23 protein-coding genes are annotated in these 24,620 nt (G+C 62.5%); 4 read left to right on the plus strand and 19 right to left on the minus strand.

The features are described from left to right. Positions 1 to 56 precede the first annotated feature (56 nt). Genes JQ621_RS22760 through JQ621_RS22770 form a run of 3 tightly spaced genes read right to left on the minus strand, consistent with a single transcriptional unit; the run spans position 57 to position 2,662 of the window. Positions 57 to 470, minus strand: coding sequence for a Rieske (2Fe-2S) protein (locus JQ621_RS22760; RefSeq protein ID WP_212236918.1), 414 nt, complete (start codon positions 468 to 470; stop codon positions 57 to 59). Next, complete coding sequence (locus JQ621_RS22765; RefSeq protein WP_212236919.1) at positions 470 to 1,579, minus strand: amidohydrolase family protein; 1,110 nt, start codon at positions 1,577 to 1,579, stop codon at positions 470 to 472. The genes JQ621_RS22760 and JQ621_RS22765 overlap by 1 nt, the downstream gene beginning before the upstream one ends. A gap of 24 nt (positions 1,580 to 1,603) precedes the next feature. Then, positions 1,604 to 2,662, minus strand: coding sequence for an amidohydrolase family protein (locus JQ621_RS22770; RefSeq protein ID WP_212236920.1), 1,059 nt, complete (start codon positions 2,660 to 2,662; stop codon positions 1,604 to 1,606). 157 nt (positions 2,663 to 2,819) lie between these two features. On the opposite strand from JQ621_RS22770, the gene JQ621_RS22775 reads away from it, so the two are divergent. Then, on the plus strand, positions 2,820 to 3,302 hold the full coding sequence (locus tag JQ621_RS22775; RefSeq protein WP_212236921.1) for a CinA family protein: 483 nt from the start codon (positions 2,820 to 2,822) through the stop codon (positions 3,300 to 3,302). Between the two features lie 224 nt (positions 3,303 to 3,526). Here JQ621_RS22775 and JQ621_RS22780 read toward each other — a convergent pair whose 3' ends face one another. From JQ621_RS22780 to JQ621_RS22805, 6 genes are all read right to left on the minus strand, one after another. Continuing rightward, a complete protein-coding gene (locus tag JQ621_RS22780; RefSeq protein WP_212236922.1) occupies positions 3,527 to 3,802 on the minus strand; it encodes a DUF1488 family protein in 276 nt (91 codons plus the stop codon). A 103-nt stretch (positions 3,803 to 3,905) separates the two neighbouring features. After that, positions 3,906 to 4,538, minus strand: coding sequence for a tetratricopeptide repeat protein (locus tag JQ621_RS22785; protein WP_212236923.1), 633 nt, complete (start codon positions 4,536 to 4,538; stop codon positions 3,906 to 3,908). Positions 4,539 to 4,683: 145 nt separating this feature from the next. Continuing rightward, positions 4,684 to 6,153 carry an AMP nucleosidase gene (locus JQ621_RS22790; RefSeq protein ID WP_212236924.1) on the minus strand — a complete coding sequence of 490 codons (1,470 nt, stop codon included), beginning with the start codon at positions 6,151 to 6,153 and terminating at the stop codon, positions 4,684 to 4,686. Positions 6,154 to 6,341: 188 nt separating this feature from the next. After that, positions 6,342 to 7,676 (minus strand): HlyD family type I secretion periplasmic adaptor subunit, encoded by a 1,335-nt coding sequence (locus tag JQ621_RS22795; protein WP_212236925.1) that lies wholly within the window; start codon positions 7,674 to 7,676, stop codon positions 6,342 to 6,344. After that, positions 7,673 to 9,376, minus strand: coding sequence for a type I secretion system permease/ATPase (locus JQ621_RS22800; RefSeq protein WP_212237181.1), 1,704 nt, complete (start codon positions 9,374 to 9,376; stop codon positions 7,673 to 7,675). The genes JQ621_RS22795 and JQ621_RS22800 overlap by 4 nt, the downstream gene beginning before the upstream one ends. 193 nt (positions 9,377 to 9,569) lie before the next feature. Beyond that, the gene (locus JQ621_RS22805; protein WP_212236926.1) at positions 9,570 to 9,941 is read right to left on the minus strand and encodes an H-NS histone family protein; all 372 of its coding nucleotides are present in this window, start codon (positions 9,939 to 9,941) and stop codon (positions 9,570 to 9,572) included. Between the two features lie 909 nt (positions 9,942 to 10,850). Between JQ621_RS22805 and JQ621_RS22810 the strand changes: the two genes are divergently transcribed. Then, entirely contained in the window at positions 10,851 to 11,033 is a 183-nt protein-coding gene (locus JQ621_RS22810; protein WP_212237210.1) for a hypothetical protein, read from the plus strand. 59 nt (positions 11,034 to 11,092) lie between these two features. Here JQ621_RS22810 and JQ621_RS22815 read toward each other — a convergent pair whose 3' ends face one another. Further along, entirely contained in the window at positions 11,093 to 11,638 is a 546-nt protein-coding gene (locus JQ621_RS22815; RefSeq protein WP_212236927.1) for an NUDIX hydrolase, read from the minus strand. A gap of 312 nt (positions 11,639 to 11,950) precedes the next feature. Between JQ621_RS22815 and JQ621_RS22820 the strand changes: the two genes are divergently transcribed. Further along, positions 11,951 to 13,540 (plus strand): EAL domain-containing protein, encoded by a 1,590-nt coding sequence (locus tag JQ621_RS22820; RefSeq protein ID WP_212236928.1) that lies wholly within the window; start codon positions 11,951 to 11,953, stop codon positions 13,538 to 13,540. A 670-nt stretch (positions 13,541 to 14,210) separates the two neighbouring features. Continuing rightward, a complete protein-coding gene (locus JQ621_RS22825; RefSeq protein WP_212236929.1) occupies positions 14,211 to 14,576 on the plus strand; it encodes a VanZ family protein in 366 nt (121 codons plus the stop codon). Positions 14,577 to 15,096: 520 nt separating this feature from the next. On the opposite strand, the gene JQ621_RS22830 is transcribed toward JQ621_RS22825, so the two are convergent. From JQ621_RS22830 to JQ621_RS22870, 9 genes are all read right to left on the minus strand, one after another. Continuing rightward, positions 15,097 to 15,543, minus strand: coding sequence for a CHRD domain-containing protein (locus tag JQ621_RS22830; RefSeq protein WP_212236930.1), 447 nt, complete (start codon positions 15,541 to 15,543; stop codon positions 15,097 to 15,099). Positions 15,544 to 15,722: 179 nt separating this feature from the next. Then, positions 15,723 to 16,007 (minus strand): hypothetical protein, encoded by a 285-nt coding sequence (locus JQ621_RS22835; RefSeq protein ID WP_212236931.1) that lies wholly within the window; start codon positions 16,005 to 16,007, stop codon positions 15,723 to 15,725. Positions 16,008 to 16,114: 107 nt separating this feature from the next. Next, entirely contained in the window at positions 16,115 to 16,561 is a 447-nt protein-coding gene (locus tag JQ621_RS22840; RefSeq protein ID WP_212236932.1) for a hypothetical protein, read from the minus strand. A gap of 148 nt (positions 16,562 to 16,709) precedes the next feature. After that, positions 16,710 to 18,428 (minus strand): chemotaxis protein, encoded by a 1,719-nt coding sequence (locus JQ621_RS22845; RefSeq protein ID WP_212237183.1) that lies wholly within the window; start codon positions 18,426 to 18,428, stop codon positions 16,710 to 16,712. Between the two features lie 5 nt (positions 18,429 to 18,433). Continuing rightward, complete coding sequence (locus JQ621_RS22850) at positions 18,434 to 19,525, minus strand: protein-glutamate methylesterase/protein-glutamine glutaminase (RefSeq protein ID WP_212236933.1); 1,092 nt, start codon at positions 19,523 to 19,525, stop codon at positions 18,434 to 18,436. Between the two features lie 17 nt (positions 19,526 to 19,542). Next, complete coding sequence (locus JQ621_RS22855) at positions 19,543 to 20,397, minus strand: CheR family methyltransferase (RefSeq protein ID WP_212236934.1); 855 nt, start codon at positions 20,395 to 20,397, stop codon at positions 19,543 to 19,545. A gap of 135 nt (positions 20,398 to 20,532) precedes the next feature. Then, positions 20,533 to 22,338 carry a methyl-accepting chemotaxis protein gene (locus JQ621_RS22860; protein WP_212236935.1) on the minus strand — a complete coding sequence of 602 codons (1,806 nt, stop codon included), beginning with the start codon at positions 22,336 to 22,338 and terminating at the stop codon, positions 20,533 to 20,535. Positions 22,339 to 22,396: 58 nt separating this feature from the next. Further along, positions 22,397 to 22,867, minus strand: a complete 471-nt coding sequence (locus JQ621_RS22865) for a chemotaxis protein CheW (protein WP_212236936.1) — start codon at positions 22,865 to 22,867, stop codon at positions 22,397 to 22,399. A 32-nt stretch (positions 22,868 to 22,899) separates the two neighbouring features. Beyond that, entirely contained in the window at positions 22,900 to 24,597 is a 1,698-nt protein-coding gene (locus JQ621_RS22870) for a methyl-accepting chemotaxis protein (RefSeq protein WP_212236937.1), read from the minus strand. Between the last annotated feature and the right edge of the window lie 23 nt (positions 24,598 to 24,620).

Below are 24,620 nucleotides of genomic sequence, written 5' to 3' on the forward strand. Positions count from 1 at the left end.
GGCACGATGGATTCCGGGCCCGATGCTTCGCATCGCCCCGGAATGACAGCGGGAGCCTACAGCTCCACCACCACGTAGTCGCTCTCGACCTTCACCGGGAAGGTCTCCGCGACATACGGTCCCTTCACCACGGCTGCGCCTGGCTCGACATGGGCCGGATACGCCTTCACGCGAAAGCGGCGGGGGTCGCAATAGGACTGGCCGGTGCGGATGTCGAACTCCCAGCCGTGCCAGGGACAGCGGATGATTTCGCCGAGTTTCGTGTACTCGATCTCGCCGGGATCGCTCGACTGCGCGAGCCCGATCAGCGGTCCCTCGCACAGCGCCGCGCCCTGATGCGGGCAGCGGTTCATCAGGCCGAAATACTCGCCCTTGATGTTGAAGACCGCGATCGGCCGGCCGTCGATCTCCAGAAACTTTCGTGTGCCGGGCGGAAGCTCATCGACCGGCGCAATGACGTGTCTTGCCATCAGGACACGCCGTACAGCTTCTTGGCATTGCCGAGATAGAACGCCTCGCGATTGGCTTCGCTGACACCTGCGGGCAGCACACGCGACGGCTCGTCGTAGTCCCAATGCGGATAGTCGGTCGCGAACAAAAGCCGATCCCAACCGATCCATTTGATGACGTCGAACAGGTCTTCGCGACGCTCCGGATCTTCCATCGGCTGCGTCGTCCACCACACCTGCTCGCGGATATATTCCGACGGCGGCCGCTTCACATGCGGCACCTCGCTGCGCAGCCGCTGCCAGACCTTGTCGAGCCGCCACGCCAGCGACGGCGCCCAGCCGAAGCCGGCCTCGATCATCACCATCTTCAACTTCGGGAAGCGCTCGAACACGCCTTCCAGCACGAGACTGGCGAGCGCCGATTGCTGGCACTGCGAGTGGCCCACCATCTCCTCGATGTAATAGGACGGCCAGCCCGAGGGCGTGATCGGATTACCGCCGAAGCCGAATGCGTGGACGCCAACCGGCAGCCCTGCCTCTTCCGCGGCCTGGTAAATCGGCCAATAGCGCCGCTGGCCAAGCGGCTCGACATTGCGGCTGAGCAACAGCACCTGGACAAAATTCTTGTCGCCGGCGCGCTCGCGAATTTCGGCCGCGGCTGACAGACCATCCTCATTGCCGACGACGATCGAGGCCTTCAGCCGGTGGTCCTTGCTGGTCCATTTGTCGATCTGCCAGTCGTTGATCGCCGAGCAGAGTGCTGCCGAGAGTTCATGGTTACGAATGCCCTGCCCGGTATTGAGCGGATTGAGGATGCCAAGCTGCACGTTATTGGGATCGAGCAGTTGCTTCTGCATGAAGGAGAGCGAGGATCCCTGCGGCCCGCCTTCCGGCGGATAGGCATCGCGGCGCGAGGCGTTGGGCTGGGCCTTCGGATAGGGCGGCCCTTCCATCATGCCCTGATAGGCATGAACACCATAGATCTCGAGATGATGCTGCCAGCGTTTGGCCAGATACGGATAAAGCTCCGTGCGCGTGGCGCGTGCCGGATGGATATCGCAGTCCGCGATCGCGGTCTTGGTCGTCAGGGGAGAAGCGGCCTCTAGGCCTTCACGGAACTGGACATTCATCGCCTTGCCTCCTTTGGCAGCGGGCTAGATCAGGCGGGAATAGGTTGCATGCGGATTGTCGATCATGATCTTGCGCACGAGATCGGGGGTGAGACCCTCGGGCAGCGCGTCCTGGCCGTCGAACTGCCAGTGCGGATAGTCCGTGGAGAATAGGACCAATTCGTCGGATTGCATATGATCAAACAGGCGAATTAATGTCGCCTCGTCCGGCGGCGCATCAAACGGCTGTAACGAGAAGCGAATGTTGCTGCGCACAATTTCAAGCGGCGCGCGATCGACCCAGGGCGTCTCCATCCGCACCCCGCGCCAGAATTTGTGCAGGCGCCAGAGAAACGGCGATATCCAGGAGACGCCGGATTCGAGCATCACCATCTTCAGCCGCGGATATTTGGCGAATACGCCCTCAACAATGAGGCTGGTGAGCTGGGTCTGGAACGCCTGGGCCTGACCGACATAGTCCTCGATGTGGTAGGAACCCCATCCCACCGCGGTCGGCGGATTGTGATAGGCGGAACCGGCGTGGATGCCGATCGGAAGGCCGTGCCGTTCCGCGGCCTCGTAGATCGGCCAGAGCGCGCGCTTGCCGAGCGGCGTGTCGCCCATGACCAGCATCAGCACCTGCACGAAGCGCTTGTCGGCGGCACAGCGCTCGATCTCGGCGACTGATTTCTCGACGCTCTGTGTCGGGATCACGATCGAGCCGCGCAGCCGCTCGTCGCGATCGAGCCATTCCTTCGCAAGCCACTGGTTCAGCGCGCGGCAGAAAGCGGCCTGCATGTCCTCGGAAAATACCATCTGCACGCCATAGAGCGGATTGCAGATGGCGAGCTCGATCTGGAGGGGATCGAGCACATGGCGTTGCATGTCCGCGAGGCTCTCACCCGGCTTGCCGGTCTCGGGGCGCCAATCGGGCCGCGCAACGATCGGCGAGTTCTTCGGGTAGGATTGCGAGACGAGATCGACCATGCCGCGCGTCGTCACCTGGTCCCGCCAATAGTCGTTCAGGTACGGCAGCAGGCTGGTCAGATCAGGCACGGCCGGATGCACGTCGCAATCGACACCGCCGGCGATCAGGGATGCCATGACGTCTCCCTCTTCACGTTTCCTCCCAAGGTCTTTTCTTCCACCATTCAAGCAGGCCTGCCCTCCGGCCGCAACTCGGACAAGGCTTCTGTCAGAAGCCTTCCGTCATATGCTAGGAAGAATGAGCTCGGTTGCGAAGGAATGAGGGGTGACAGAGATGAGACAACTTGTCGGCATCGCGGAACAGGTCGCAGCAAAGTTGATCGCGCGCAAACAGACCATTGCGGTCGCGGAATCCTCGACCGGCGGGCTGATCGCGGCGAGCCTGCTCGCGGTCCCCGGCGCCTCCGCTTATTTCCTCGGCGGCGCGGTGGTCTATACCCGCGATGCCAGGCGCGTGCTGATGGATATTTCGGACGAAGGAATGAAGGGCTTTCGCTCCTCATCGGAGCCCTACGCCAAACTCCTCGCCGAACGGATGCGCGGCCGCTTCAATTCCGACTGGGGTCTGTCCGAAACCGGCGCGGCCGGTCCCACCGGAAACCGCTACGGCGATGCGGCCGGCCATAGCTGCATGGCGGTCGCGGGGCCAACAGCGGAGGTAATCACGCTGGAGACTGGCAGCAGCGACCGTTTCGCCAACATGCAGGCGTTCGCGGAGACGGCGCTGAAATTGTTGCTGCGGAATTTGGAGAGGTGACGTGTCAAAAAACGCAACAGCCACGCGATCCAATCCGTCATCCTGAGGTGCGAGACACGCGGCGCAACGCGCCACGTGGAGAGCCTCGAAGGATGGACGGCCGGGATGCAGCTGGGCCGTCGCCCTTCGAGGGCAGCTAAAGAAGCGGCCACCTCCAGCGACAATGGCTTCGCCATTGCGCGGGGGTGACGGTGAGAGATTTGTGTTCGCGGTGATGATCGACGCTACCGCCCCAAATGGCGAACAAAAATCCGCACCACATAGCCCTTGAACCGCGGCGCCTCGTCGTAGAGATCCGACGCGATCCGCTCGATGGTCTCGCGCAGCGACGTGAATTGCGCCTGCCGCGCGCTGCTCTCGGTGCCTTGCATGCCCGCAAGCTCGTCCATCGCGGCATCGCTGATCTGGCACTGCACGACATCTCCATCGCTCAGCATGGTAAAGCGGAAGGCCAGACGCTCGCGGTCGTGGCCGACGATCCTGTCGCGAGTCAGCGGCATCCAATTGTCCCGTTCGCACCCCCGAACGGGACAATGCTGAAATTCGCGCGACTTGTCACCCGGCAGGCGGCGAGCGTTTCACAGGCTGCCTTCCCGGCGGACGTCAGTACGCGAGAGCTGTTCCGGTGGGCTTGTCCAAGGCCGCGGCCAGTGATTTGTACTCATCGCAATCCGTCCCGCAAATGGCCGCGATCCGGCTGAGATGAAACATAGCTTGCTCGCGATTGCCCTGCTCGAGCTGCCACAAACCATAATACTGCCAGGTCAGCACATGGTTCGGGTCGATCTTCAGCGCGTGCTCGTACCAGAGCTGTGACTGCTTGTAGTCACCGAGCTTGCGGTAGGAGTAGCCGATCAGGTTCGCGACATTCGCACTGTCGTCATGGCCGAGCGCCTTCAACTGCGCGATCGCGGCGGCGTAGTCGTTGCGCTCGTAGATGGTGTCGTAGGCCACGCGGTAGCCCGCGGCGAAAGCCGGATCATCGATGCTCGACTGGTTATTGGCCTTCTTGCCCTTCTGGGTAGCCTTGGTGCCGCTGCGCGACGGATAGGTCGGGGCCGGCGTGCTCTGGCTGGAGGTGGGATGCGCGAAGGGATCCTCGCCGCCTCCGCCACCGCCGCCGCCGCCACCACCACCTCCGCCGCCCGCCGCCAAGACAGGCGCAGTTCCGGCTACGGCAACGAGCGCCGCAAGATACACGCCGCGAACGGCGAGCCTGATGATCGGATTGACCATTGTGGTCTCCTGATGTCTGCTGGAATACGCCCCGGACGACATGATAACCCTGCGCCAGCAGGGATATTCCCGGACCACGTGCGCGCGCAGATCAGGAGTTCGGCACGACAGGCGTGCTGCCATTGTCCGGGCAGTTGCGGCCGGCTTACTGGAATGCGACTTCCGCAAAGCTGCGAAGCTTGCGCGAATGCAGCCGCTCCGATTCCTGCTGCTTGAGCCGTTCCAGTGCCTTCAGGCCAATCTCGAGATGTTGGCCGACGCGCCGTCGGTAGAATTCGCTGGCCATGCCGGCGAGCTTGATTTCGCCGTGCAGCGGCTTGTCGGAGACGCAGAGCAGCGTGCCGTAAGGCACACGGAAGCGGTAACCGTTGGCAGCGATCGCGGCCGATTCCATGTCGAGCGCGACCGCGCGAGACTGCGACAGGCGACGGATGACCTCGGGCCCACTGATCTCCCAATTGCGGTTGTCGACGCTGGCGACCGTGCCGGTGCGCATCAATCGCTTGAGCTCGAAGCCTTCCAGACCTGTGACATCCTCAACCGCCTGCTCCAGGGCGACCTGCATTTCGGCCAGAGCGGGGATCGGCACCCAGGGCGGCAGCTCGCGATCGAGCACGTGATCCTCACGCACGTAGCCATGGGCGAGCACATAGTCACCGAGCCGCTGCGTGTTGCGCAGGCCGGCGCAATGTCCGAGCATCAGCCAGGCATGCGGCCGCAGCACCGCGACGTGGTCCGTGACGTTGCGGGCATTGGACGGACCAGTGCCGATGTTGATCAGCGTGATGCCGCGATATCCCGGCGCGGCCAGATGAAACGCCGGCATGTTCGGTGTGCGCGCAGGCGCCGTTCCCGTCGTGCTTCCGTCGCTGCGCATCACGACGTTTCCGGGTGCAACGAACGCATCGAGCCCGGCTTCGCCGGACTGCAGCCGTTGCTGGCAGAGCTCCGCGAACGCATCGACGTAGAACTGGTAGTTCGTGAAAATCACAAAATTCTGGAAATGCTCGGGATCGGTGCCGGTGTAGTGATAGAGCCGGCGCAGGGAGTAGTCGACGCGGGCGGCACGGAATAGCGACAGCGGCTCGGGCGCGCCGGGCTGGAGTTCGAAAGTGCCGTCGGCGATCGCATCATCCATGGTGGCGAGATCAGGCACATCGAACGCATCGCGCAGCGATCGCGCAATGGCCGAATTCTCGCTGGTGGTGATGGCGGCCTCGATGTTGATGTCGCGGCGATAGGCGAAGTGGATCGGGATCGGCTCGTTGGACTCGCCGATCTCGACGGGAACGCCGTGGTTCTGGATCAACAAGCCGATCTGCTCGGTGAGATAGGCGCGAAACAGATCCGGCCGCGTCACGCTGGTCTCGTGCACGCCGGGTCCTGCGACAAAGCCGTAAGAGAGGCGCGAGTCCAGCCGCGCATGTGTCGCGGTGGTGAGGCGGACGAAAGGATAATAGGCCCGGACCCGCGTCGTGATGGCCTCGCCGGCGACGTAAGCCTCGAACCGCTCGCGCAGGAACTTGGTGTTGCGCTCGTAAATCTCTTCGAGGCGGGCGACGGCGAGGCTGGCGTCTTTGAAGGATTTCGTGGCGATGGAGGGCGGGGATTGCATGATTCGGCGCCGGGTTGTTAGCTCGAGTCGAACTATAGCAAAGAAGAAGGTCCCGTAGGGTGGGTTAGCCCTGCAGATGCGCAAGGCGCATCCGCTCGGCGTAACCCACCACTTCTGTTTCCGCGGACAGAGAAGCGATGGGTTACGGCTTCGCCTAACCCACCCTACGAGATCGCGCCTGGCGCGCGTTACTTCTCCCTGAACGCCCGCATGAACTGGTCGTGCAGCGGCTTCAACAGGTACGACAGCATGGTGCGGTCGCCGGTCTGGACGAAGGCTTCCACCGGCATGCCGGGGATCAGCTTGGAATCACCAAGCTTGGCGACCTCTTCAGCCGACATCGAGACGCGGATCGTATAATAGCTCTGGCCCGTGCGCTGGTCGGTGGTGACGTCGGGCGAGACGCGGCTGACGACGCCGGTGAGCTCGGGCGTGGTGCGCTGGTTGAAGGCGGAAAGGCGAAGCAGCGTCTTCTGGCCGATCTGGAGCTTGTCGATGTCGACCGGATTGACCTTGGCCTCGACCTGGAGGTCGTCGCCCTGCGGCACGATCAGCATCAGCGCATCGCCGGCGGTGACGACGCCGCCGACGGTGTGCACCGTCGATTGCAGCACCATGCCGTCCTGCGGTGCACGGATGTCGACGCGGCGGAGCTGGTCTTCGGCCGCGACCTTGCGCTCGATCAGCTCGCCGATCTTGTCGTTGGTCTCGCGCAGATCCTTGGAAACCTCGCTCACCATGTCCTTGTCGACCTGGATGATCTGCAGCTCGGTCTCGGTGATCTTGCCCTTCCCCTGCGCCCGCTGAGCGATGTACTGCGCACGTTCGCCGTTGAGACGAGCCGAGTCACGCTCCAGCGTGGTCAGGCGCGAGATCTGCACCAGATGCTTGTCGTAGAGATCGCGCACGCCGGTGAGCTCCTGCTGCACCAGCGCGATCTCCTTGTCCTTGGCTTTCTCCTGGGCCTGGAGGCCCTCGATCTCCTCATTGAGCTGCTGGATGCGCTCACGCAGCTGGGCCTTCTGGCCGGCGCGGCCGTTGACGCGGACGTCGAACAGCTTGGTTTCGGCATCGAGCAGCGCCTTGACATCAGGGTCGCCGCTGCGCTCGAGCAGCGCTTGCGGAAACGCGATCTTGTCGAGGCCGCGTTGCTCGGCCTGAAGCCGCGCCGCGCGCGCCTGCGCGGCATCGAGATTCTTCACGACAATGGCAAGGTTGGCCTTGGTGACGGTGTCGTCGAGCCGCACGACGATGTCGCCGGCCTTGACCACGTCGCCGTCGCGGGCGCGCACCTCGCCGACCACGCCGCCGGTCGGGTGCTGCACTTTCTTGACGTTGGATTCGACCACGACTTGGCCGGGCGCGATCAGCGCGCCCGAGATCAATACCGTCGAGCCCCAGCCGCCGAGACCGGCGGCCAACAACGCCACGATTCCAAGGCCGAGAAACAGGTGAAACCGGATCGACTGCCGCACCGTCCTGGTCGCGGCGGGCTTCGTTCCGCCAACCGTCATCGTGCTCATGGTTTGGCCACTCCGCCTTCGCTGACGATCTTGATCGGCGCCGGCGGCGTCGCGCGCGGCTGGAGCACCTGGGCGAGCACCTGCTCCTTCGGACCGAAGGCTTGCATGCGGCCATCGCGCAGCACCAGGATCTGGTCGACCGCCTCGACGCCGATCGGGCGATGCGCCACCACGACAACGATGGCGCCGCGCTCGCGCGCGCTGCGGATCGCGCGGGTCAGCGCCTCGTCGCCTTCGGTGTCGAGGTTGGAATTGGGCTCGTCCAGCACGATCAGGAACGGATTGCCGTAGAGCGCGCGCGCGAGCGCCACGCGCTGGGCCTGGCCGGCGGAGAGCGAGCCGCCCTGCTCGCCGACCTGCGTGTTGTAACCCTCGCGCATCTTGATGATCATCTCGTGCACGCCGGCTTCCTTGGCCGCCGCGATGATTCCGTCGGATGTCGCCGCGGGATCGAAGCGGCTGATGTTCTGCGCGATGGTCCCGCCGAACAATTCGACGTCCTGGGGCAGGTAGCCGATGTAGCGGCCGAGCACGTCGGATGACCATTGGTCGAGCGCCGCGCCGTCGAGCCGGACCTTGCCGCGGATCGGCTGCCAGACACCGACCAGCGCGCGGATCAGCGAGGATTTTCCGGAGCCGCTCGGCCCGATCACGCCAAGGCCGTTGCCGGCTTCGAGCACAAAGTTGACGTCCTGGACGATGAGACGCTGGTCGCCCGGCGCCACCATGGCGATGCCCTCGACCGACAGACGGCTGGTGGGCGCCTGCAGCTGCGTCGGGATCGTCTGCGCCGGCATCTGTTCAAGGAGGCGGCTTAAGCGCTGCCAGCTCTGGCGGGCCGCGACGAAGGATTTCCAGTGCGCGATCGCCAGATCGACCGGCGCCAGCGCGCGGGCCGACAGGATCGAGCCGGCGATAATGATGCCGGCGGTGGCCTCCTGGTGGATGACGAGCGTGGCGCCGACGGCGAGCACGGCGGATTGCAGCATCATGCGCAGGACCTTGGCGATCGCCCCGAGACCGCCCGCGACGTCGCTCGCACGCTGGTTGCCGGCGAGGTATTTTTCGTTGGTCTCGCTCCAGCGCTGGTTGAGCCGGCCGGCCATGCCCATCGACACCAGCACTTCGGCGTTGCGGCGGCTGGACTGGGCAAGATCATTGCGCTGGGCGGCAAGGCCCATCGCCTCCTTCGCCGGCTGGCGGGACATGAACTCGGTGACCAGCGTCAGCCCAACCAGGATGACGGCACCGACCAGCGCAGTCACGCCGATCCAGACGTGGAAGGCGAAACAGATGCCGAGATAGAGCGGCAGCCAGGGCAGGTCGAAAAACGCGCTCGGGCCCATGCCGCCGAGGAAGGAGCGGACATTGTCGAGATCGCGCAGCGGCTGCAGCCCCTCGTTGCGGTTGCCGACCAGCAGCGGCAGCCGCACGATGGTGTCGAAAACGCGCTTGTTCAGGGCTTCGTCGAGCGCGGTGCCGACCCGCCCGAGGATGCGGCTGCGGATCATGTCGAGCACGCCCTGCGCCATATAGAGGCCGCTGGCGAGAACGATCAGGCCGACCAGGGTCGGAATGCTGCGGCTCGGCAGCACCCGGTCGTAGACCTCCAGCATGAAGATCGACCCGGTCAGATAGAGCAGGTTGATCATGCAGCTCATCAAGCCGACGCCGATGAACGCCGTGCGGCAGGCACGCAGCGCATCACCGAGCTCTGACTTAAACCAATCTTTCCCTAGTTAGGACGCAAACTTCACCCCTTCAGGTTGGTGAAGATAGTCCTCTCAAAATTCACTGAATTTTAGGTTTACGTTAATCAGCCCGCGCAACTAGACGGATCCAACTTAGCAAACTGGAAGCTAAATCGGACGATTAGAACGCTACGACAAATCGCTACTTGATCAAGAATTCCTCGATCGCTTTGCCGTTATTCAACTGTGCAACCAACCATTTAGGTTGCTTGCCGCGCCCCGCCCACGTCTCCGATAGATTATCCGGATTCTGGTATTTTGGTTGCACCGCGGGGTAATTGCGGCGGCCAGAATTTCCCGCAGTATAATCGCGATCGCGCGACTTCGTGGTGCCGGCCGCCTTGGAGGGCTGCCGAGGCACAGGGGTCAAGCCCGCGTTTAAAACGATAAGCTTTTGTTCAAGCTTGTGTTTTTCACTCTTAATTTTCTCGGCGAGAGTCTGCCGAACCTGATCATACAGATCTGACAACTGATCGACGGAGAGGCCTTCCAGCTCAAAAGGGCTGCAATCCATTTTCGTGTCCCGGGCGATTCATTAATGAACATTAATAATACATCAACTGGAACCTTTCAAGGCGGAACGAACCATCTCCTCCGGATATCATAAGGCGGAAAATACTCTATCGCAGCCGAGACAATGCTCATCGGCCTCATCGGCCGCCCTTGCTCCTGTCATAGGTCGACGCAACACTCGCTTTTCAGACAGCCCCGAATAGGGTTTTGAATGCTCAACTCAAGCCTTCCCAAGGATGGATCTCAATTGCCAACTCCCTCTTGCAGAGTTTCTTGAGCACGACCTTGCATGAAGAAACTCTGATGAATTAGTTGACGCTTCCCGCACTCAGCGTCTCATCTCTCCGCATAACGAAAACCAAAAAAACCAAAAACGCTGATGCGCCCGTTGATCAATTGAGGATCCCTGGATTTTTCCCAACAAAGGTCCCTCACAATTCACACGTCGCGTGTTCATGGCACGCAAGAAGTCAATGCAAGCGTTCGCGCCGCGAGCTGATCTACTTCGTCATCGATCGCTCATACCATGAACGGTTGCTTGTTATCCGATCCCCGCAAGATCGAATGCGAACTCGGATGCAGCTCGAGTGAGACCTTCGACAGGACTTTTCGAGAGCGTTCGCCGATTTTGCGACAAACAAATCTGGTGGCAGGACCCCCTCGATCATGGCTGTCAGAAGAGACGTACCAACCCCGGCTGAACAGGCCCGTGGTTGTACGGAATGCCGAGCACCAACTTCATCGCGGTAAGGTTGAGCAGTTAGCTTAATCGGCGTTGTTTGTTGCGCGTTTTCACCGATCGCATATCCATGATCGCACCGGGCTCCCCCAAGGCCCGGCCCCACCCAAGCAAAGCCGCTGAGCGAATATGGCTTGGCGGCTTTGTCGTTGTGTTGACGCGTAGAGGATCATGTCGGTTATGGCGCGCAAGCCCTGGTCGTTCAAGGAAGACCGCAGGCTGATGGAATTGGCCAAGTCTTCGGTTTCGCTGGAAGAGGCAGCCAAGCAGCTCGGGCGCACGCCCGATGCCATCAAGCGCATGGCCCTGCGCCTCGGCTTGTCGCTCAAGTCGAAGAACGGACGAAAGAGCTAAATCCGGTCGATAACACGCCCGTGCCCGTCCGTTGTCGACGAAGATGAAGGGTACGCGGTCTAAAACTCAATCAGACCTCTAGCGGCTGCCAGAGCCACTACGCCAACGTGCGCCTGCTCGGCGAAGGCACCTGCAAGCATGAGCGAGCGAAGTTCGTCCAATGTCGTCAGAGTAGCGGAAACGCCTGGTTCCTCGGAAAAATCATGGACTCGCTCTCCAGTCCTGATGAAAAACGAATGAGTTGTGTTGCTGATGCGGCTTGAGCAGGTTGCACCTTTCCCGATCAACTCAATGGTCGCTGTCGGGTAGCCGGTTTCCTCGAGGAGCTCGCGCGCCGCTGCGGTACGCGGATCTTCATCTGGGTCCAACATTCCTGCAGGCAACTCAAGCGAAAACCGCTCAATCGCCGGGCGATACTGCCTCACCAGCAACACGCGGGAATCGGGCGTGATTGCGAGCGCAACCACATAGTCTGGTTGCGCAACGGCGTAATAGGTCTCGGCCGGAGAGCCGCTATCGAACTGCACGTCTCGTGCGATGACCTCGAGCCACGGCGACACCGGGATTCGAGAGACAGTAAGGATTTTTGGAAAAACGTCGGCCATTCGAGCCTCTCCGGCGGTTGAAATCTCGCTGAGTGAACAGATTATAGGCCGTTTCCGAAACAACTATTTTCCGATTTTGGCGCTGCGCCTTTGGGCAGCCCGCCCCGCCCGCCATGGGGCTCTCCGCGCACTCTTCAACCCAGGCAAATCCGGGTCCCACGGCTTCAGCGCCGTTAACCACATTTGCGTCGCCTTCAGCGATCAGCCCGCCGGCTCCCACTCGGTGGGCAATGCCGCGGACCCGCATAAACCTTATCTTAGCGCCCCAAAGCCTAGTATCAGGGCCATCCTTCTTTGACCCGCACGGGCCGAATGAAAGCAGCACGGCCGAAACTCTCATTGATGGCGCTCGTGCTTGCGGGCGCGGCTGCGTTCGGTATTGCAGGTCACTTCGCCGCGGCGCGCTTCATTCACGATCAGCAGGTGCGCCAGCTCGACGCGCTCACCGAGGTGGTGCTGCGCCGCTCCGAATTCGCTGTCGACTTTGCCGCCGCGAGCCTCGACGATCTGGCGGGACGCGGGCTCGCCACCTGCGATCCAGCCTCGCTCCAGGCGATCCGCCTCCACGTCTATCAGCGCTCCGCCGTGAAGGACGTGCGCCTCGTCAACGCGGACGGCTCGGTGATCTGCTCGGCCTATTCCGAAACGCTCGAATTCGACAAGGGCTGGGTCGACCGCGCCGACATGCTTGCCTCGCGCGATTCGAAGCTGATGCTGTTCCGCGTCGAACAGTTCGGCGGTGACGCGCTCGGCGTGCTCAGGGACATCGGCGACAACAAGGCGTTGGTTGCCATCCTCGGTATCAATTCCAGCCTGTTCGACGTCATGCCGGCCGAGTTGCGCGTACATGGAGGGGTATTTCTGGCACTCCAGAACGGCGCACAGCTCGGCGCGTTCATGCCAGACATGGACAGGGCATTCGCCCATCCGGTCGATTTCGAGCGGGACTCAGCGCGCTATCCGCTGCGTACCAATATCCGCATCGACAAGACGGTTCTGTCGACATGGAACAGCGAAGCCTACTTTCCCGCGATGGCCGTCGCGCTCGCTCTCGGCGCGCTGTTCGGCTTCCTCCTGTCGAAGACCCGGCGCATGGAGGGCCCCGTCGCCGATCTTGACCGTGCGCTCGCGCGTGGTGAGTTCAGGCCGTATTTCCAACCGATCTTCGATTTGCGGACCCGCCAGATCACGGGCTGCGAGATCCTGGTGCGCTGGCTGCGCGAGGACGGATCCGTCGTCCCGCCGATGAACTTCATTCCCCTGGCGGAGTCCAGCGGACGGATCGAAGCCATGACCTGGCAGCTGCTCAGCCGCGCGTTGACCGATCTCCAGCCGCATCTCAAGGCCGACAAGAACTTCAAGCTGTCGTTCAATGTCGTGCCAAAGCACCTTTTGGGCCCAGGCTTCGTCGATACGTTGCGTGCCACCGTCAGCACGGCCAGGGTTTCCGCCCGGCAGATCGTGGTCGAGGTTACGGAGCGCGGCGAGCTCGATGACCTCGCGCGCGCGGCGAAAGTAGTGAGCGAGCTGCGCGAATACGGGTTCCGCGTCGCCATCGACGACGTCGGCGTTGGACACAGCGGGCTGTCGCGGTTGAAAGGATTGGGCGCAAACACGATCAAGATCGACAAGTTCTTCGTCGACACGATCACGGTGGACGCCTCGACCACGACGATCGTGGAAATGCTGGTGGCTCTCGCCAGAGATTTCCATATGACCGTCGTGGCCGAGGGAATCGAGACCGAGGAACAGGTCCACGCGCTGATCTCGTGCGGCGTGGAGGAGGGGCAGGGCTATCTCGTGGCAGCCCCCCTGCCCTTCAGAAAGTTCGCCGAGTTGCTCGAGCGAGAAAGTACCGATCCTTCGCCGGCTGTGACAGAGAACGTCGAACTCGTCGCCTAGAAGACTTGAGCGAAGATGGCACGGCAAATGCTTCGCATGCGCCATGCTCGCACTGCTGATCTTGTTGGCTATTTTTGCGGCGGGATTTGCCGCAGGCTACGGCGTTCGCGAACTTCGCTCGCGAATGCGTCGACGTCGTTTGAAGCGAATTGCCTTTTGAGCAGCGCGCGACGAGTTGTCACAAATCAAGGCGTGGCGAGAACAAGAAAGTTCCGGGAGCTGCAGGCAATTTCATGTGATCAGCAGTCACCGGAAGTCCGCAAAGCTGCCTTATGAATGTTGCGCAACTGCGATATCAGACGAGAGAATACTCTCTCTGGTTGATTCCTTATGCTCGGTATCCTGATTGTCACGCTCGTCATCGCGGTGTCGTTCGCCGCTGGATACGGAACGCGCGCCGCAGTTTCACGTCGACGTCGCACGAAATATCTCAAATGGGAGCCTTATGTTCGTCCGCCCAAGCCATCGCAAAATTCATCACAACCTCCAGAGTTCCTGACGCGTCCACGTGGCGGGAATGTCGCTCAAATGCCGAGGGTCGCGGCAGGTGCCCGCCGCGGCGGCTGACATATCAGCGTGACTTAGTGTCCCTGTCGGCCGGGGCGCATGGCTTTTAACGATAGCGAAGGGTTCTGGGCCCGCCCCGCCGAAATTGGGTTATGCTGCCGGCATGTTCCGAAACCCACTTTTCGCTGCGACGGGCCTCTGCCTCGCCCTGATCATCTACGCCACGCTGGCAAAGCTGGCGGGCAGGCCGGTACTCATCGGCCACTCCGAGGCTTACTGGGTCGTGGTTGTCGAGCGGTTCAGCGCATATTGTTTGCTGGGTGTTCTTTTTTCATTTCTGCTGCCTGGACGGTTTGGCCTGGCATGCTGCCTCGTGGTGTCGGTTGCAATTGGGCTCGAGATGCTGCAGGCGTTGACGCCCGATCGCGATCCGGCCGTGCTGGATGTGCTGCAAAAGGCAGCAGGCGGAACCGTGGGCGTGCTTCTCGCTCAGACAATCCTCGCGTTCCTGCCCCGGCCGCCATCCTAGACTAGGCCATCTCATCGCCGAAGCTTCCGCCTCGACCTCTTGCAAGACGCAGGTTGGCAAACAGCCACGCCTGGTCCACAATTGAAGTCCGCATCAAAGGATTTCAAAAATCATGGCCGGCAATCGTCATCTGCTTCTGGCTTTCACACTGTTCGTAGGCACGACCTTGGGCACAGCCTTCACAGCAGCTGCGCAAGGCACTTACTCAAGCGGTGTACGCAGCGGCTATGCCGGGACCAACTCGTCCAGCCCGGCCACTACGTCGACAGGCCCATCCGCTGGAACCGCCTCCTCCACCCCATCATCTCGGAACGTGGGTACCGGCCAGGGACGCACCGAAGGGGCAATGGGTCTCTCACCCCAGTTGCAGAAAGAAATGGGAATCGGCCGTCAACAATAGGCAGCTGTTGGCGACACAAAAGCAGCTGCGCACCCTGACGTCAGTGGCGGGGGTGGCAGCCGATCAGCGCACGGCCGGGAACTGCGACGAAATAGCGGCGTCTCAATTGGCCTCCGCCCGCTACTTCACCATCTGCCCACGCAACTCACCACCGGGATTGAGGGCGGTGTGGATGTTCGCGTACCATTTTCCAGCCAGCAGATCCGCTGCCTGATTTTCGGTGAGCGTGGCTGTGCCCTGGATCGGGCTTTGCACCGTCTTGAACGGCAGCACGATGCCGGCGTTCTTGCCGGCTTCGCTGGGACCATGGAAATGGGCCCCCATTGCAGGTCCAGTCAGGCCAGCGAAGGTGATCATATAGGTCAGGGTTTTCGTATCGGTGTCAAAGGTCGCTTCTGCCTTGCCCGACCCCGATGAGTTGTTTGGCGGCACTTCATTGTCGCCTTTGAGATCGGCCTGCAGTTTCACCATCTCTGCATTTGCCGTCACGGCCGTCACGATCGGCAGCCCGGACAGCGTCGCCATTCCCAAGAGTGTCGCGCAGACCCGATATTTGGCTTTCGTCATGGCAGCCCTCCCTGCGGGCTCCAAGGCCCGACCCGGATGGAACACCGGCCGCAGCCGGAAATTCCGGATGCGAAAGTTATGCCTGATTCGGAACAACTTTCGCGGGAAGCTCGGCCTCCCCCGCAGGAGCCGGTCTCACGCGAACGGCAAATGGACTGCCAAGCGGGCACAATCGCGGCCTAAGCCACTCCGCGCCTGTGATAGACCTCGTTCGGCGTCAGGAGTTCGGCCATCTGCCGGTGGGTGGCTTGAAGCGCCTCGATGGCGCTATCGAGATCATAATCCGACTGCCGGACCGACGCGAAGAATTTGGCCGTCAGCGCCAGGTCCAGCTTCACCCGCGTTGCGCCATCCCTGCTTTTTTTACGGTCGAGCGACAGGTGAATGGCTCGCAGCCTTGCCTCGCTGCTGCTGCAGTCGCAAAGCGCGCCGAGTTCGTCATAAGTCATCCAGATCTGAGGCATCTTAATTCCACCGCTCTTGTCTGGCCGCAGACTAGGTCCTGATGTCTAAAGCTTTGTTGCGTCGGGCCCGCGCGTCGCCCTTTCACCGCAATAGCGTCAACGCAAGGCTAAGATGCAGGGGGTCTGGCAGGTCCGGACGGAGGCCGCGGCCGCGAGCGGTGATCGAGCCCCTTGGGCAATTTGTCGGCATTGAGTTGCACGACCGCACATTTGGCCTCGGCCACCGGCGTATCTTCCTGGCTGTAGATCAGCGTGCACTCGAACTTGATCTCGGGGACCTCTCTCGCCGACCCCGAACATGTTGCCACCGCACCGTTGCATACGCCGACCAGATCGACCACGACCTGGTCCGGGCCGAACAGGCCCGGGCCACCATCGGCGTGGCGTTTCACGGTCAGGACGGCAGTGAAGCGCTGCTGTTCGAGTTCGTAGGTGCCGCCATAGGTGAAGAAGTTGTCACGGCCGGCGATCTGTCCATCAACCAGATCGACAAGGCCCGTGCCCTGCCCACGCGGGGTCCTGAACCAGGCAGCGTATTTGCCGTCTCTCAGCATGAAATGCATCCGTCGCAAAATTCAAAGCTATTTGCGACCAACTCTGGGGCGCGACAATGACCGTCGCGACGCGTATTTCACCACGGTTAACGCCATGCAAAGTCGATTCTTAAAATTTTGCCGGGGGCCTCGCCACGCCGGCAGCAACTCAGAACAGTTCTATGCCGTCGTCCGCAGGCTCGCTCGGCTCAGACCGCCGGGAGGCGGCGCTCGACGAGAGCCCGAGGGCTTGCAACATTTCACGGTGAACGTCGCGCTCGCGCTCCATCGTGTAGCGCGCGAAGAGATCGTCGAGCAGCGCCTCGTCCTGCCGCAGCACGCGATGCGTGCCCGAGCTTGCCGTCTCGAGCCGCGTAGCGACGGTGGGCAGCGTTGCGGACGACTCGCCGAGCGATCTCATCAAGCCTTGCGCCGAATTCATCAGGCTCTCGAACTCGGCGCCCTCGTCAACGAGCCGGCTCATCAGCTTGCCGAGACGTTCGTTGCCAGTTTCGACCTCACGCAGCGCCTGGAGGATCTGCGGCTCGAGCTTGGCCAGCTGGGTGGGATCACCCTGGACGCGGAGCTCCTTCAACGCGTTGGCGGATGTCTCGATACCGTCGAGCACCGGCCGCAAGCGCGCGGCGCCCGCCGAGACCTGGTCAGAGGTCGCCTTGAGCTCATTGGCAATGACGACGAAGGCGCTGCCGCGGCTCCCGAGATGGCTCGCCTTGAGGCCCGCATTCATGCCGATCAGCGTGATGTCGACCGTGGCTTCAGCAAGGCCCGCAATAGCCTGACGGAATTTCGCCAGCGTATCCTCGACGACCGCCAGAGCCTCGTCGACCGAGCGCCCGGCGCCCTCGCAGGTCGCAATCAGGGTCGAGGCCTGGGCCAGCGTCTGCTTGATGCGGGTGAGGAACGAGGAGGAGGATCCGTTCTCGCCGCCGAACAGCGACCGGCCGTGACCGACAACGCCACCTGCGTCGTTCAGGATCTCCGTCAGCGCGCGTATGATCTGACTGATGTCGCCGCTGAACTCGCGCTGGGCGTCCCTCAGCTGGGCCGCCTGCAGCCGGCGGATCGCATGGGCGCCATCGTCACTCACGACATGCGGCACGAGGCTCGGCTCCAGACCGGACGAAACGCGCAAACCGTGACAGACATGTTCGAGACGCTGCCGCGTGCTGTCGCCGGCCTGCAAAGATATGATCGCGCCACCCACCGCTTCGGCGATCTTCCGCGTGCTGCCGCTTGCGAGATCGGCGAGATGGCTGCTCTTGCTGCGCTGCTCGCGCAGGCCGGAATAGGCCGCACCGAGTTCGGTGCTTTCAGCGACCAATTGGCCGCCGTAAGTCCTCTCGAATTCCTTCTGCCGGCCGGACGCAGTCGCGACCGCCTCCGACAGGCGCTGCTGGTCCCGCGCGCAGCCTTCGATCAAGCCCTGCACCGCTTTGCCGAGGTCGTAAGCCTCCTGCGTGAAAGCGAGAAAGCCCTCGCGATCGCCGTCGAGCGATGCCGCCTCGATCCGGGCACTGCGCGCGATGATGGTGATCATCCCGATATGCTTGAACAACGGCTTGATCAACGCGGACGCCTCGGTCGTGCTCTTGCCAATCATCGCAAGCAGCGCGCTCTCGGCAGGGAGCGCGCGCGCCAGCTCGCTCAGTCGAGCCGCAATCTCCTGTAGTGCCGTCGCCGCGCCCTCGATCTCGGCACCAGAGAGTTCTCCGGACAGGGATGCGAGCCCGCAATTCAGGTCCTTGAAGACGATGTGACCGCGGCCGAGTTCGTGACCGACGCGCGCAAATACGTCCTCGATGCGCGACGAGACGTCCTCGACCGCTGCAACCGCATCCGTCAAATTGCTGGCCGGGCTTGCAGACATCGCGATCAGCCCGCCACCGCGGGGTGTCCGGCCTGATACCATTGCATGATCTCGCGCGGGATCTGGGTCAACGAGACCACCTTCTCCACCCCGCCATGGGCAATGGCTTCCTTGGGCATGCCGAACACCACGCAGCTTTCTTCGTCCTGCGCCCGGGTCGAGGCGCCGAGCTTGCGCATCTCCAGCATACCGCGCGCGCCGTCATCGCCCATGCCGGTCATGATGACACCGAGTGCGTTGGCGCCGGCATGCTGGGCGGCCGAGCGAAACAGCACGTCGACCGAGGGACGATGCCGCGACACCGGCGGTCCGTCCTTGATCGCGACCTGATAGCGCAGGCCGATGCGCTGAAGCAGCATATGGCGCGCGCCCGGCGCGATATAAGCCCAACCCGGCAGCACCGGCTCGCCGTCCTCAGCCTCCTTGACCCGGATAGGGCAAACGCCATCCAGCCGCTTGGCGAAGGCCGCGGTGAAACCCGCCGGCATATGCTGGACGATCAGGATGGGCGGGCAGTTCGCCGGCAGCATTTCGAGCACGTCGTTGAGCGCTTCGGTCCCGCCCGTCGATGCACCAATGCAGACGATGCGCTCCGTCGTCGGCCGAACCTTGCCCTGCACCGGCGGAGGGATGATGGCATCAGCCGTGAGCTTCTTCTCGATCACCCGCCGTTCCGAGCGTGGCCGCACGCGCGCACGCGCCGCCGACTTGACGGATTCCCGCAGGCGCGTCGAGCACTCGAGCAACGCCTGCCGCGTGTCGATCTTCGGCTTGGGCACGATATCGACGGCGCCGGCCTCGAACGCCTCGAACATCACGTGCGAACCCTCCTCGGTCAGCGAGGAGCAGATGATCACCGGGATCGGACGCTGCGCCATGATCTTGCGAAGGAATGTCATGCCGTCCATGCGCGGCATCTCGAGGTCGAGGATCATGACATCTGGGATTTCGTCCTGGAGGCGCCGTGCCGCAACGAACGGATCGGATGCCGTCGCCATCACCTCGATGTCGGGGTCGTCATTGAGGATGGTCTGGAGGATTTGGCGCACCGACGCCGAATCGTCCACGATCAAGACGCGAACTTTCTCCCTCGGCATGTTGAATGTGCTCCCGCTCAGACTTGAAAAATGGTCGGCTGAACCTGCTTCAGCCCCGGAACGGTACTGTGAACCATCGACTCGGAATGCCCGACCAGCAAATATCCTCCAGGCCGCAGATGACTGCACAGCTGCTCGACGACCTTTCGCTGCGTCGGCTTGTCGAAATAGATCAGCACATTGCGGCAGAAGATCATGTCGACGTCGCGATCGACGGGATAGGACGGATCCATCAGGTTCATCCGCATGAAGTATGTCATGCGCCGCAGTTCCGGCACCACCCGCACCTCGCCGCGCGATTTGTCGCGCGAGGACAGGAAATACCGTTTTACGAACGGCTCCGGCACCGGCGCGAGCACGTCGCGGGTATAGATCGCGGTCCTGGCGAGGCGCAGCACCGCCGTCGAAATGTCGGTTCCGAGAACGCGATACTGAAACCGCGAACCGTTCCGCGTCATGTCGTCCAGCACCATGGCCACGGTATAGGCCTCCATGCCGGTCGAGCTCGCCGAGCTCCAGACTTTCAGATTCGCGCCTCTGCGGCCGTGCGACTTGAGCAGCGCCGGGACGGCGATCTCTCGCATGAAGGTGAAATGCTGTGGCTCGCGGAAAAAGTCGGTCTTGTTGGTCGTCACCACATCGATCAGATGGGTGAGCTCCGTGTCGAAATGCTCGGCCTCGAACAGGTTGTCGACATATTCGTTCAGGCCGGAGAAATTAAGTGCGCGCACACGCTTGTGCAGGCGCCCCTCCAGCATCAGCCGCTTGCCCTGCGGCAGCTTGATGCCGACCTGACCTTCGATCAGCTCGGCAATTGTCCGGAAATGTCGGTCGGACAGATGCACGGCCGTATCCTGGATGGCGGGCATCATGGCCGCCAGCCCCGGCCCCGAAGGCCCGCATGCAATGAATATCGGGCGATCGGAGCCATCTGGAATCCTACTCAGCTACGCAACAACAGAAGAAGGCCGGCCGAGCTCAGGGCCGACCTGCCCCCCGGAAACCCCTCAGCGCTGAAAATCGGCGTCCCGATCATCCTCACCGTCGTTCATGTCGAAAGCGAAACCGCCGCCGCCAGCGGCCTTCATCGCCCGCGCCGGCTTGACCGACGCTTTCTTGGCGGGACGCTCGACCGCTGCCATGTGAGCGGCCTTGGCGCGGAGCTGCGTGACCGCCCGATCGATCGGCGCCGGCGCTTGGCTCTTAGCGCCGTGGTCGATGCGGAAATAGGCGATCGTCGACTGGAGCTGCTCGGCCTGTGAGGCCAGCTCTTCCGAAGTGGACGACACCTGCTCGGAAGCGCTGGCATTCTGCTGGCCAACCTTGTCGAGCTGCTGGATCGCCTGGTTGATCTGGGCCGAACCGACGTCCTGCTCACGGCAGGCCGCGGTGATTTCCTCGACCAGTTCTGCGGTCTTCTTGATGTCAGGCACGAGCTTGGCGAGCATCGAGCCGGCTTCCTGCGCGACCTTGACGGTCTCGACCGACAGCGTGCCGATCTCGGCCGCCGCCGCCTGGCTACGCTCGGCAAGCTTTCGCACTTCGGAGGCGACGACGGCAAAACCCTTGCCGTGCTCACCGGCGCGCGCGGCTTCGACCGCGGCGTTGAGCGCGAGCAGATCGGTCTGGCGCGCGATCTCCTGCACGATGGTGATCTTCTCGGCAATGGTCTGCATCGCGTCGACGGCGCGGCCGACGGCGGCGCCGCTGGCCTCGGCGTCCTTGGCGGACTGCGCCGCGATCTTTTCGGTCTGGTTGGCGTTGTCGGCGTTCTGCTTCACATTCGAGGCCATCTCTTCCATGGAGGAAGACGCTTCCTCGGCGGACGAGGCCTGCTCCGTTGCACCCTGCGAGAGCTGCTCGGCACTGGCCGAGAGCTCCTGGCTGCCGGCGGAGACGTTCTGCGCTGCGGTCAAGGCTTCCGACACGATCTGACGGAGCTTTTCGACCATACGTTCGAGCGCAAGACCGAGCGTATCCTTGTCCGATAATGGCTTGGCCTCGACGGTGAGGTCGCCCTGCGCAATCTGGTTGGCGACAGCCGCGGTCGCATTCAGGTTCACCGTCATCGCGCTCAGCGACTTGATGAGATCGCCGATCTCGTCGTTGCTGGAGGACTCGATCTTCTTGCTGAGATCGCCGATCGCAACGGCATCGGCAAGACCGACTGCCTGCGCCAGCGCGCGGCTGATGTTCAGCGCGATCCAGGTCGCGGCGACGACCGCGATCAACAGTGAAGCAATCACCAGGCTCATCAGCATCATCTCGGCGCGAGAGCCGTCCTGCTGAGCCTGCTCGGCTTGTTCGGCCATGTTCTTCTTGACGTTCTTGATGTAGCCGTCAGCCGCCTCGAGCGCATCCGCAACCACCTTGCGGCCGTCATGCATGGAGCGGTCCAACGCCTTCGGCTTGTCGGTCTTTGCAAGCCTCACCGTCTCGTCCTGATAGGCGTTCAGCTTGGTGAACGCGACGGAGAAATTCTCCATCAACTTCTTGCCACTTTCGCTGGCGGCCGCGGCGATCTCGTCCTTGGACTTGGTCAGCGCTTCGCGGTTCTTGACGATATCCGCGACGAACTGGTCATATTCGGCATCGGTCGCCGCCAGGATCGAGTTCTTCTCGGCTCGCACCAAGAAGAGCACGCCTTCCTTGAGTTCGGCGGCCTTCTCCATGCGACCCGCACGACCAACCAGCACCTCGGTGGTGGTGACCATGTCCGACAGCTTCAGATATCCGACCGCACCGGCGATCATGGACAGTAGGATGACGACGCCGAAGGCGCTGGCAAGCTTGGCTTTGACGGTGAATCGCATGGTTGTTCTCGTCGTTCTGGATTGGAGTTGCGTACGCTTGCTGCACAAAATTCAAGATTCAGGCGGCGCGAGGCGCCTCGCCCGGTAGCTCATCATTCGCCATAAGCTTGGCGAGATCGAAGATCACGACGAATTTCTCGCCCTTGCGGCCGATACCTGCGGCATAGTCGGATTGCCATTTGCCCCCCACCTCGGGGATCGGCTCGATCGCCTGCTCGTCGATGTCGGTAACCTCGAACACGCAGTCGGCGACGAAGCCGACGCCGACCAGGCGGTCCTTCATCGGCACGTCGAGGATGATGATCCGGGTTGCCTCGGTGGCGGCCACGGCCGGCAGGCCGAGCTTGGTGCGGAGATCCACGATCGGATAGCCGGCGCCGCGCACGTCGATCATGCCGAGCAGGAAATTCGGCGCGTGCGGAAGCCGCGAGATCGGCCGCATGTCCAGGATTTCCCGCACGTTGCGGATCGAGATGCCGAACGTCTCGCCGGCGAGCCCGAGCGTCAGATATTGCGAGGTTGCGGCCATTGCTAAATTCCAGGATCAGATGGTTCTAGATGTCAGCGCTGAAACTCGGCATCGCGGTCGTCTTCGCCGTCATGCATGTCGAAAGCAAAGCCACCGCCATTGGCAACCTTTGCCGCGCGCGCGGGCTTGCGAACGGGCACGGGCTTCTTCGGTCCGCGGTCCGCGGCCTGCATCTGCCCGGCCTTGCTGCGAAGCTGGCTCACCGCGCGGTCGATCGGCGCGGACGCGGCGCTCGCGCCACGCGCGCCCTCATCGATCCGGAAGAAGGAGATGGTCGCCTGCAGCTGCTCGGCCTGGGACGCAAGCTCCTCCGAGGTCGATGATACCTGCTCGGAGGCGCTGGCATTCTGCTGGCCGACCTTGTCGAGCTGCTGGATCGCCTGGTTGATCTGCGAGGAGCCGACATCCTGCTCGCGGCAGGCGGCGGTGATCTCCTGGACCAGTTCGGCGGTCTTCTTGATGTCGGGCACGAGCTTCGACAGCATGTCGCCGGCTTGCTGCGCCACCTTGACGGTCTCGCTCGACAACGTGCCGATGTCGGCAGCGGCCGCCTGACTGCGTTCGGCCAACTTGCGAACTTCGGAGGCGACCACCGCAAACCCCTTGCCATGTTCACCGGCACGGGCCGCTTCGACGGCTGCGTTCAGGGCAAGCAGATCGGTCTGGCGGGCGATCTCCTGCACGATGGTGATCTTCTCGGCAATGGTCTGCATTGCTTCGACGGCACGGCCGACGGCGATGCCGCTGGCTTCTGCATCCTTGGCCGATTGCGCCGCGATCTTCTCGGTCTGGTTGGCGTTGTCGGCGTTCTGCTTCACGTTCGAGGCCATCTCTTCCATCGAAGAGGAGGCCTCCTCGGCGGACGAGGCCTGCTCGGTCGCGCCCTGCGAGAGCTGCTCGGCGCTCGCGGAGAGCTCCTGGCTGCCGGCAGAAACGTTCTGGGCGGCGGTGAGCGCCTCCTGGACGATCTGCCGCAGCTTCTCGACCATCACGTTGAGCGATTTGGTGAGATCGCCGATCTCGTCGTTGCTCGCCGAAGGAATGATCTGGCTGAGATCGCCATCGGCGACCGCGCCGGCCAGACCGACCGCGCGACCGAGCGAACGGCTGATCGAGATCGAAATCCACAGGGCGGCGGCAATCGCCACCATCAGCGAGATGCCGAGAAGGGTCAGTAGCAGGAACTGCGCCTGATGCCCTTCCTCCTTCGATCCGACCGCCTGCTCGGCCATCTGCTTCTTCGTGTTCTCGACATAGGCGCCCATCGAATCGAGCGCTTCGTTGACTATCTTGCGGCCCTCATTCATCGAGCGCTCGGTCGCTTTCGCCTTGTCCGTCTTTGCGAGCCGGATCGTCTCTTCCTGGTATGCGTTCATCTTGGCAAAGGCCACCGCGAAGCCGTCGAGCAGCTTCTTGCCGGCTTCGCTTGCCAATGCGTAGACCTCGTCCTTGGTCTTGAGGGCGGATTCGCGTCGCTTGGCGGCATCGGCCGCGGCCTGCTCGATTTCGCTCTCGTTGCCGATGATGGCGTTCTTTTCCGCGCGAAGCTGGATGAGAATGTCCTTCTCGACCTCCATCGCCTTTTCCATGCGCTTGGCGCGCAGGACCATGCTGTCGGCCGTCGCCATCATGTCGCCGAGCTTCATGTAGGCGACGCCGCCCGCGACCATCGACAGGACGATGACCAGACCGAATGCACTGGCAAGCTTTGCCTTGACCGTAAATCTCATCTTCAGCCCCTACCCGATCTCGC

It is taken from the genome of Bradyrhizobium manausense, from assembly GCF_018129685.1.
In the GTDB taxonomy this organism is placed as follows: Bacteria; Pseudomonadota; Alphaproteobacteria; order Rhizobiales; family Xanthobacteraceae; genus Bradyrhizobium; species Bradyrhizobium manausense_D.

Excerpts from the sequence above, each read along its gene's own strand:
- JQ621_RS22760 (WP_212236918.1), bottom strand. The coding sequence starts at position 470 with ATGGCAAGACACGTCATTGCGCCGGTCGATGAGCTTCCGCCCGGCACA.
- JQ621_RS22765 (WP_212236919.1), bottom strand. The coding sequence starts at position 1,579 with ATGAATGTCCAGTTCCGTGAAGGCCTAGAGGCCGCTTCTCCCCTGACG.
- JQ621_RS22770 (WP_212236920.1), bottom strand. The coding sequence starts at position 2,662 with ATGGCATCCCTGATCGCCGGCGGTGTCGATTGCGACGTGCATCCGGCC.
- JQ621_RS22775 (WP_212236921.1), top strand. The coding sequence starts at position 2,820 with ATGAGACAACTTGTCGGCATCGCGGAACAGGTCGCAGCAAAGTTGATC.
- JQ621_RS22780 (WP_212236922.1), bottom strand. The coding sequence starts at position 3,802 with ATGCCGCTGACTCGCGACAGGATCGTCGGCCACGACCGCGAGCGTCTG.
- JQ621_RS22785 (WP_212236923.1), bottom strand. The coding sequence starts at position 4,538 with ATGGTCAATCCGATCATCAGGCTCGCCGTTCGCGGCGTGTATCTTGCG.
- JQ621_RS22790 (WP_212236924.1), bottom strand. The coding sequence starts at position 6,153 with ATGCAATCCCCGCCCTCCATCGCCACGAAATCCTTCAAAGACGCCAGC.
- JQ621_RS22795 (WP_212236925.1), bottom strand. The coding sequence starts at position 7,676 with ATGAGCACGATGACGGTTGGCGGAACGAAGCCCGCCGCGACCAGGACG.
- JQ621_RS22805 (WP_212236926.1), bottom strand. The coding sequence starts at position 9,941 with ATGGATTGCAGCCCTTTTGAGCTGGAAGGCCTCTCCGTCGATCAGTTG.
- JQ621_RS22810 (WP_212237210.1), top strand. The coding sequence starts at position 10,851 with ATGTCGGTTATGGCGCGCAAGCCCTGGTCGTTCAAGGAAGACCGCAGG.
- JQ621_RS22815 (WP_212236927.1), bottom strand. The coding sequence starts at position 11,638 with ATGGCCGACGTTTTTCCAAAAATCCTTACTGTCTCTCGAATCCCGGTG.
- JQ621_RS22820 (WP_212236928.1), top strand. The coding sequence starts at position 11,951 with ATGAAAGCAGCACGGCCGAAACTCTCATTGATGGCGCTCGTGCTTGCG.
- JQ621_RS22825 (WP_212236929.1), top strand. The coding sequence starts at position 14,211 with ATGTTCCGAAACCCACTTTTCGCTGCGACGGGCCTCTGCCTCGCCCTG.
- JQ621_RS22830 (WP_212236930.1), bottom strand. The coding sequence starts at position 15,543 with ATGACGAAAGCCAAATATCGGGTCTGCGCGACACTCTTGGGAATGGCG.
- JQ621_RS22835 (WP_212236931.1), bottom strand. The coding sequence starts at position 16,007 with ATGCCTCAGATCTGGATGACTTATGACGAACTCGGCGCGCTTTGCGAC.
- JQ621_RS22840 (WP_212236932.1), bottom strand. The coding sequence starts at position 16,561 with ATGCTGAGAGACGGCAAATACGCTGCCTGGTTCAGGACCCCGCGTGGG.
- JQ621_RS22845 (WP_212237183.1), bottom strand. The coding sequence starts at position 18,428 with ATGTCTGCAAGCCCGGCCAGCAATTTGACGGATGCGGTTGCAGCGGTC.
- JQ621_RS22850 (WP_212236933.1), bottom strand. The coding sequence starts at position 19,525 with ATGCCGAGGGAGAAAGTTCGCGTCTTGATCGTGGACGATTCGGCGTCG.
- JQ621_RS22855 (WP_212236934.1), bottom strand. The coding sequence starts at position 20,397 with ATGATGCCCGCCATCCAGGATACGGCCGTGCATCTGTCCGACCGACAT.
- JQ621_RS22860 (WP_212236935.1), bottom strand. The coding sequence starts at position 22,338 with ATGCGATTCACCGTCAAAGCCAAGCTTGCCAGCGCCTTCGGCGTCGTC.
- JQ621_RS22865 (WP_212236936.1), bottom strand. The coding sequence starts at position 22,867 with ATGGCCGCAACCTCGCAATATCTGACGCTCGGGCTCGCCGGCGAGACG.
- JQ621_RS22870 (WP_212236937.1), bottom strand. The coding sequence starts at position 24,597 with ATGAGATTTACGGTCAAGGCAAAGCTTGCCAGTGCATTCGGTCTGGTC.